Source organism: Paraburkholderia sp. LEh10 (assembly GCF_017814945.1).
GTDB lineage: Bacteria > Pseudomonadota > Gammaproteobacteria > Burkholderiales > Burkholderiaceae > Paraburkholderia.
This window is the reverse complement of the sequence record NZ_JAGIPX010000009.1, coordinates 202,465-209,328: the sequence shown is the minus strand read 5'-3', so window position 1 is coordinate 209,328 and position 6,864 is coordinate 202,465. Positions and strand designations below refer to the sequence as shown.

Below are 6,864 nucleotides of genomic sequence, written 5' to 3'. Positions count from 1 at the left end.
GGTGAACCGGCTCTTCTTCATGACTTCCTTTCTCCGTTGGAAGCCATTCTCTCAAGTTTCAGCTGGTCCGAAAATTCCACGGCAGGTCAGTTGGATGGGCAATCGCCTTTTGCATGACTGTCGTGTCTACAATCACGCGCTTCACACTCAAGGCCTTGACCACGCCTGCGCGCTTTGCCGCTTCAATCGTCTCGGCCAGCAGCTCTTCAATGCCGGCTTCGTCTAGCCGCTTGCGCCAGCGCGTCAGGCTCGACGGGTCGACCGGCGGCTCGGTCTGCAGGTACGTTTCGCCGGTGAACACCTGCCAGTACGGGTTTTCCACCCACTGCCAGACGACCTTCGCGCCCAGCACCACGAACTCCGGGTCGTATTCAAGGTCCACGCCGCATGGCGCCTCGTCGCTGACAGGACTCATCCAGCCATGAACGGCAACCGTCTTCGCCGCGTTCTGCGAAGTTTTTGTGTTCCTGCTCACGCCATATCCTTCATCAGTCGGGCTTCAGCATCCGCTTCAGTTGCGCCGCGTAGCCTTCGGGCTCGAAGCGCATGCCTGTCACGGGCACATGGGTTGGCGACTCGCCCAGCCATCCCGACCAGCCAAGCTGCTGCTCACCTTCGAGCACGGCGGGCGACGCGCTCTGCGGCCTGATCTGCAGTTCCAGTTCCCACCGTATCTCCTCGCCAACGATTTTCGCGTGCCCGTGCGCATTGAGGAGTACGTATTTAACTGGATGGAGCGGCCTTTGCAGAGGCAAAGCCGGCTGGGTTTGCCCGGCGCGTCTTCCACAATGGGCGTGAACGCGATGCTCGGGGACCATATTCCGGACCGGCAGTGCAAGTTCCGCATCGTGATCGGACCGCTCGATCTGAGGGAGTACCTGCGTTTTACGCCACAGGGCACGCAACTGCTGCGCCTGATCGAATGGGTGCGGGCATTCGCTTCCGCAGACCGAACCGTTCCGGCTGGGCCAGTTGCCGTACCTGGCGTTCGCGCCCAGCGAGATTGCCCGCGTGGCCGTGGAGCACGGGCGTCTGAAAGCCCGGCTCTTCGGGCTGGGCATGCTCGGTCCCAACGGTCCGTTGCCCATCCACGTGACAGAGATCGCACGGGAGCGCGAGGAGTTGCGGCACGATCCGACGCTCAGCCGCTTCCTGGATCTATTCCATCACCGCTATTTCACGATCTTCTACCGGGCGTGGGCAACGGCGCAGGCGACAGCCGGACTCGATCGTCCCGGTCACGAGAAGTTCACGTTCTACATCGCGAGTCTCACGGGCCATGACGTCAGGGAGATCGGGCAGGGGCCGCTGCCGTCGCACGCACGGCTTGCCGCAGCACCGCATCTGATTCGCGAAGCCCGGAATCCCGATGGAATGGCGGCGACCCTGTCGCACTATGTGTCGAACGCATCATCGAGGCGTTCTGCATACGGATCCCCCACTTCGCCCGCCTGCATGCCTAGGCGCGCGGCGATCTTGGGATGCTGTTGCGCGAACTCCCCCGCGAGTTCCGCATATAGATCAATTCATGGTTGTAGTACTCCAGCAGCCGCGGATCCATTCAAAAATAACTCTAATTCGTTGTACGTATAAACGCCGTCGGCAATTTTTAACACCATCAGCATGCCGATGCAATTTTTGAGAATTTAAAAGCGGTAAACGTTTGTCAGATTCCTTCGCGCGGTCGAGATCGAGCCCGCCGAACTCCCAGAACGAACCGCCCATCGTATAGATCATGCCCGCGGCCATGTTCATCGGGCAGAAGCCGCCTTGCGCTGCATAATTTGGAGTGCCGAACTGCTTCGCGAACAGGCCTCGACTCCTGATCGCTTTCGTTGCGTTGGCCGCAGCGAGATCGCGCCTGGGGCGAGCCGGAAATCGACTGTCTCTCCCGCGCGGTCAACTGCACGGTAGGGATTAAATCCCTTCGACGCGGACTTTCATATACATCTGGCCGATTCTCCATGACGTCACCATTCCCCGGGTTTCCCACATTCAACAACAATCTCCTCCAGAACCGTGCCTTAATCTTACGAGCCTGCTTACCTAGACTGTGGTCACTGGATTACGAACAGGTCCGTTCGTAGCTGGACAAGACAAGGTCTGGAGGTAGTCGCCATGAAATCCCTTATTCAAGCTGTCGTCGTTGCCGCCGCACTCGTTGCTCCGGCTGTGTCGTTCGCGCAGTCGAATGCGCCGTCACGCGTGCGCAAGTGCGTGCCGAACTGATCCAGATCGAGAAGGCTGGATATAACCCGGCTCGCGGCGAAGACCCGTCCTACCCCGCCGACATCCAGGCTGCCGAAGCCAAGGTGGCCGCGCAAAACGGCGCAGCCAGCGGTTACGGTAGTGGTATGAATGGTTCGTCAGAGGCGGGACGCCCGGCCGTATCGAAAGCGGAGTGGAACGCAATGTACAACCGTCCCTGATGGGCGGCTTCAGGCGCACAGCCCGTATGCTGTAAAGAAGTATCCGGTCTGAGCAGCGCTCTGAGCGCGCACGCCTCGCTTTAAGGCACTGGCTCGCTAGCGGGGACGCCCGATAGCGGGCCACAGTTATATCGAATACCTCCGCTTTCGGCGCTTCACGTTCGATGGCTTCGCCCAGAGACTCGAACGATCATTTCGTCGCGGCACGGCTAATGCTGCCTCGCTTAATGCTGGCAGGTCCGCATCGAACTGCCCGCTTGGAACCGTGCGGCGGCCTTGGCTCGCTCGACGCGACGCCTGCACGAAACGGCGCAACGTTCTGCTGCATCTGCATGATCGAGGTCGTCGGCGCCCGCGTTTCTGTATCTGACATCAGTTGCGCAAGCGGATAGGCTTTGCGCCGGACTCACCGCTGCGGACTAAAATTCTTGCTATGCGACCGATGCGCGGGAGGGCGATCATGATGAGACTGTTCGGCATACTGGCTCTGGCCGCGGGCGTTGCGGGATGTGCCGTCCCCCAGCCGTACAACGGCTACCCGGCTTACGGAGACGGTCCAGGCTATTACGCGCCAGGTCCCAGCATTGGCGTCGGCGTCGGCGGTGGCAGCTTCGGTGGCGGTGTGGGTGTGGGCGTGGGCGTCGGTTTCTAGCGCCCTGCTTCACGAGCCGTCAGGGTTGCGTACCGTTTAGAGAAGCTGCGACCCGGCCCGCGCGCTGTCAGCCGTGCGACCCGGTGCGCATGCCGCCCACGCCAACCTTGCCTCGACGGCTTTTGCGATGCGCCGAACTGCTCGGGCGATGCTTCTTCCTGGTGACGGCGGTGAGTGTGACCTGATCCGCGGGGTAGTAAATCGCCCTGTGCACCGCTACGCGACAGGCCGGCTGGTTCGGATGGGGAGAAAGCTTGACCGTTCTGGCGCCGTAAAATTTACCCCTGTCCTTGATGACGCTTCCCGGTGCGACCGACAGCGATTTGCCACCCGGCGCAGGCGCGTTCGCAGTTTCGAGCGGGTCGAACCAGGCATCCGCACGCACGATTGCATGCCTGGCGCCGTCGACAGTGACATATGTCGCCCTTTCGACGAGCGCGTAGTTGGAAACCTTGAATTCGATTGCCATGATGGACATCTCTGCGGACGATGCCGACACTAATAGTTTAGTGGCATTGCCCCGATCGATGCTGCTTGCTACACGCCGCCGATCCGCGGTTTGCTGACGTCATAGCGCTGCGGCTACGTGTCGAGGCCGGGCACGGAATACTCGAAGCAGCCATAAGCCGTTAGGGCGCGATGTGGCCTCTGATCTGATGACGCAGCAGTTCGCCATCGGCGATGCGTCCGCACAGCCGCGTGCAAATGCCAGCCGCCAATGCGCGCGTTGCCCCGACGGGTCCTCCTGCTTTCTCACACGTTCCCCCGGACAAAGGCGACGGCGAAAGTACAATGACTCCCTGAACGCGCGCGCACCGGCGCACTCCCTGCAGGCGCAACGGAGAAACCATGACAGGTCCGGCGAACAACCACTATGAGAGCTGGCAGGAGCAGATCCAGCAGGATCTGAAGGCGCGCATCAAGGCGCACCAGCACGACGTGCAACGGGCGAAAGCGCTGCATGCCCGGGGCGCCAGCGCTCCCGCGCCGCTCATCCTCGTCGGCGACGGCGATTCCTGGTTCGACTACCCGCTGCCGGATCCGCTTCACCCCACGGACGTGTTGCAGGCGCTGAGGACTGCGGGCGAACCCGCTCCGATGATCCTCAAGCTGGCGCACTACAGCGACGCGACCACGACGCTGCTAGGCGTGACCAAGCGCAACCGCCTCATTGCCCAGTTACAGGATCCCGCCAATGGCCCCATCGAAGCCCTGCTCTTTTCCGGCGGCGGCAACGATGTCGTCGGCGACCAGTTCCGCTTCTGGCTCAACGACGCGAGCGCCGTCGGCAACGATTCTGCGCTGGGCGTCAACATCCAGCGCCTCGGCGACATCTTCGGTGTGGTCGAGAGCGCCTATCTCGACCTGATCCGCATCCGCGACCAGTGCGCGCCTCACGCGCCGATCTTCGTGCACGCGTACGACTTTGCAATTCCCACGGGCATCGCGGCCTGCCATCTCGCGGGACCGTGGCTGCGTCCGTCTCTCGTCGATCGTGGCTGGTCAGGCCTTGCGCCCGGCGCGCTGATCGTCAAGACAATCCTCGCCCAGTTCCGCGCGATGCTGCAGCGGCTGGCCAGCGAGCCTACCCACAACATGGTGCTGGTCGAGACGCAAGGCACGCTCGCGCCAGGCGACTGGGCCAACGAACTGCATCCCACCGGAGCGGGTTTCGCCAAGATCGCCGCCCGTTTCAGGGCCGCGCTCGCCACGCGGTTTGCGCATCGCATTTGAAAGATCCGCTGGGTGTCGCATTGTCTTAAATCCCGCAAAATAAAATTGGCAATGTAGGCGTTTACCCTGTATCTGGCGATCGCTAGAATCTTTTTGATGGTTACGGAACACCGTGATAACCGAAAGCAAGATTCTGGAGGTAAATCGTGAAGTCGTTCATCAGGGCCGTGGCACTCGCTGCAATCATCGTTGCTCCCGTCGTATCGTTCGCCCAACCGAACAGTGGGGTCACACGCGCACAGGTTCGCGCGGAGCTCGTGCAGCTGGAGAAGGCAGGATACAACCCGGCGACGGCCAATCCGGATGACTATCCGCAGAACATTCAGGCTGCCGAAGCGAAGGTCGCTATTCAGAATGGCGACGCAAGTGGCTATGGCTCGGTCGCCAACGGTGCTAGTCACTCGGGAAATCGTGTGGCAGCCGGTCCCACCGGGCCGCATTCGACTTACTTCGGCAACTGAAAAAGCCTCGAAGGGATTTCCACCCTCGAAGGCGACCGTGCACCCACGTGCAGTAAAACAAACGCAAATTCCAGACAAAACTGTCGGCGAAGACGCCTGATTAAAAGAAGAGAATTTGCGTCACACCACTCGCGCGCCGTCGCGCCTGAATGACAGATGCGCACCCATCGACGGGACCATGAACAGCTTCGCGCGATGCGATCCATTGCACGCGGACGGCTTGCACGCACCGGCTTCGTCTGAAGAACCGGTCACGGTCTGACACGCGCGAAGCGTCCGGCGTTGGCGCTTTCGACGCGACAAAGAAACCACTGAAGCCGGCTTTATCGAAGGCGAGATCCATACTTCCTCCAACGCTGCGTGGCTCGTAGCAGCGCGCAAACCGTCATCTCAATCATCGACATTTATTAAGGAATCCAATTGATGTCACGCAAGCTCAGACGCGGCAACCTGCGCGTGCCAGACGCGGGCCTCGGGCCAGGCGAGCGCATCGTCGTCAACGGACTGATGTGCGCGCGCCGCTACGACACCATAAAGCCACATCTCGTCGACATGGCCGATGCGGCGAAACCGGCTGCCTCACAGGCAAGAGGCTCATCATGAACATATCCAGGTTCTTTATCGACCGGCCCATCTTCGCGGCCGTGCTGTCCGTGGTCATCCTGCTCGCGGGTCTGATCGCGCTCACGAAGCTGCCCACGGCCGAGTATCCCGAAGTGGTGCCGCCTTCCGTCGTGATCCGCGCGCAGTATCCCGGCGCGAATCCGAAGGTGATCGCCGAGACGGTGGCCTCTCCCGTCGAGGAGCAGATCAACGGTGTCGAGAACATGTTGTACATGCAGTCGCAGGCCAACAGCGACGGCAACATGACGACAACTGTCACGTTCAGGCTCGGCACCGATCCGGACAAGGCGCAACAACTCGTGCAGAACCGTGTGTCGCAGGCGCTGCCGCGTCTTCCCGAAGACGTGCAGCGTCTGGGCGTGACCACGGTCAAGTCGTCGCCCACGCTCACGATGGGCGTGAACCTCGTGTCGCCGAACGATCGCTACGACCTCACCTACCTGCGCAACTATGCGCTGATCAACATCAAGGACCGCTTCGCGCAGGTACCCGGCGTCGGCGAAGTGGTGCTGTGGGGCTCGGGCGATTATTCAATGCGGGTGTTGCTCGACCCGACCAGGGTGGCGAGCCAGAACCTGACGGCCAGCGATGTCGTCAAGGCGATTCGCGAGCAGAACGTGCAGGTCGCCGCCGGCATCGTCGGCGGCGCGCCGATGACCAGCAACGTCCCGCTGCAACTGAGCGTGAACGCGCAAGGGCGCTCAAGTCGGAGAAAGAATTCCGCCGCATCATCGTGAAGACTTCGCCCGATGGCGCCGTCACGCATCTCGGCGATGTCTCGCGCGTCGAAATGGGCGCGTCGGAGTATGCGCTGCGCGCGAGCATGGACGGCAAGAAGGCGGTGCAGATCATCATCTTCCAGCAGCCCAACGCTAACTCGCTGCAGATCTCCGACCACATCCCGCAAGCCCACGGCCGACATGCAGAAGGACAAGGACATGCCCGGGGATGAAGCCGAGATCGT

General features: G+C 61.5%; 7 protein-coding genes and 7 pseudogenes. 8 read left to right on the top strand and 6 right to left on the bottom strand.

Translation table 11 applies throughout. From position 1 onward, the window contains the following. Positions 1 to 85: 85 nt before the first annotated feature. Positions 86 to 415 (bottom strand): annotated as a pseudogene (locus tag J8I87_RS45950) (transposase); the annotation flags it as partial. 73 nt (positions 416 to 488) lie between these two features. Further along, positions 489 to 686, bottom strand: a pseudogene (locus J8I87_RS44620) (type VI secretion system baseplate subunit TssG); the annotation flags it as partial. Between the two features lie 45 nt (positions 687 to 731). On the opposite strand from J8I87_RS44620, the pseudogene J8I87_RS44615 reads away from it, so the two are divergent. Continuing rightward, positions 732 to 884: pseudogene (locus tag J8I87_RS44615) on the top strand (type VI secretion system baseplate subunit TssG); the annotation flags it as partial. Positions 885 to 942: 58 nt separating this feature from the next. Then, positions 943 to 1,398, top strand: a pseudogene (gene tssG / locus J8I87_RS10605) (type VI secretion system baseplate subunit TssG); the annotation flags it as partial. A 5-nt stretch (positions 1,399 to 1,403) separates the two neighbouring features. On the opposite strand, the pseudogene J8I87_RS10600 reads toward tssG, so the two are convergent. Both J8I87_RS10600 and J8I87_RS10595 read right to left on the bottom strand, forming a co-directional pair. Continuing rightward, positions 1,404 to 1,561 (bottom strand): annotated as a pseudogene (locus J8I87_RS10600) (type VI secretion system baseplate subunit TssF); the annotation flags it as partial. Continuing rightward, positions 1,522 to 1,755 carry a hypothetical protein gene (locus J8I87_RS10595; RefSeq protein ID WP_209931411.1) on the bottom strand — a complete coding sequence of 78 codons (234 nt, stop codon included), beginning with the start codon at positions 1,753 to 1,755 and terminating at the stop codon, positions 1,522 to 1,524. The pseudogene J8I87_RS10600 and the gene J8I87_RS10595, both read right to left, overlap by 40 nt. 363 nt (positions 1,756 to 2,118) lie before the next feature. Here J8I87_RS10595 and J8I87_RS10590 point away from each other — a divergent pair. Further along, positions 2,119 to 2,429, top strand: a pseudogene (locus J8I87_RS10590) (DUF4148 domain-containing protein). A 460-nt stretch (positions 2,430 to 2,889) separates the two neighbouring features. Continuing rightward, positions 2,890 to 3,081 carry a hypothetical protein gene (locus J8I87_RS10585; protein WP_209931399.1) on the top strand — a complete coding sequence of 64 codons (192 nt, stop codon included), beginning with the start codon at positions 2,890 to 2,892 and terminating at the stop codon, positions 3,079 to 3,081. Positions 3,082 to 3,148: 67 nt separating this feature from the next. Here the strand turns inward: J8I87_RS10585 and J8I87_RS10580 are convergent, their stop codons facing one another. Then, the gene (locus J8I87_RS10580; protein WP_209931398.1) at positions 3,149 to 3,550 is read right to left on the bottom strand and encodes a hypothetical protein; all 402 of its coding nucleotides are present in this window, start codon (positions 3,548 to 3,550) and stop codon (positions 3,149 to 3,151) included. 380 nt (positions 3,551 to 3,930) lie between these two features. On the opposite strand from J8I87_RS10580, the gene J8I87_RS10575 reads away from it, so the two are divergent. Continuing rightward, a complete protein-coding gene (locus J8I87_RS10575) occupies positions 3,931 to 4,815 on the top strand; it encodes an SGNH/GDSL hydrolase family protein (RefSeq protein WP_209931397.1) in 885 nt (294 codons plus the stop codon). 146 nt (positions 4,816 to 4,961) lie between these two features. Further along, positions 4,962 to 5,276: a DUF4148 domain-containing protein gene (locus J8I87_RS10570; RefSeq protein ID WP_209931396.1), complete on the top strand. Its 315-nt coding sequence runs from the start codon at positions 4,962 to 4,964 to the stop codon at positions 5,274 to 5,276. 100 nt (positions 5,277 to 5,376) lie between these two features. Here the strand turns inward: J8I87_RS10570 and J8I87_RS10565 are convergent, their stop codons facing one another. Beyond that, complete coding sequence (locus tag J8I87_RS10565) at positions 5,377 to 5,619, bottom strand: hypothetical protein (protein WP_209931395.1); 243 nt, start codon at positions 5,617 to 5,619, stop codon at positions 5,377 to 5,379. 80 nt (positions 5,620 to 5,699) lie between these two features. On the opposite strand from J8I87_RS10565, the gene J8I87_RS10560 reads away from it, so the two are divergent. Beyond that, positions 5,700 to 5,879, top strand: coding sequence for a hypothetical protein (locus tag J8I87_RS10560; RefSeq protein ID WP_209931394.1), 180 nt, complete (start codon positions 5,700 to 5,702; stop codon positions 5,877 to 5,879). Next, positions 5,876 to 6,801: pseudogene (locus J8I87_RS10555) on the top strand (efflux RND transporter permease subunit); the annotation flags it as partial. The gene J8I87_RS10560 and the pseudogene J8I87_RS10555, both read left to right, overlap by 4 nt. Between the last annotated feature and the right edge of the window lie 63 nt (positions 6,802 to 6,864).

Bases quoted from the DNA above. Each gene is read 5' to 3' on its own strand.
- J8I87_RS10595 (WP_209931411.1), bottom strand. From the start codon at position 1,755: ATGAACATGGCCGCGGGCATGATCTATACGATGGGCGGTTCGTTCTGG.
- J8I87_RS10585 (WP_209931399.1), top strand. From the start codon at position 2,890: ATGATGAGACTGTTCGGCATACTGGCTCTGGCCGCGGGCGTTGCGGGA.
- J8I87_RS10580 (WP_209931398.1), bottom strand. From the start codon at position 3,550: ATGGCAATCGAATTCAAGGTTTCCAACTACGCGCTCGTCGAAAGGGCG.
- J8I87_RS10575 (WP_209931397.1), top strand. From the start codon at position 3,931: ATGACAGGTCCGGCGAACAACCACTATGAGAGCTGGCAGGAGCAGATC.
- J8I87_RS10565 (WP_209931395.1), bottom strand. From the start codon at position 5,619: ATGGATCTCGCCTTCGATAAAGCCGGCTTCAGTGGTTTCTTTGTCGCG.
- J8I87_RS10560 (WP_209931394.1), top strand. From the start codon at position 5,700: ATGTCACGCAAGCTCAGACGCGGCAACCTGCGCGTGCCAGACGCGGGC.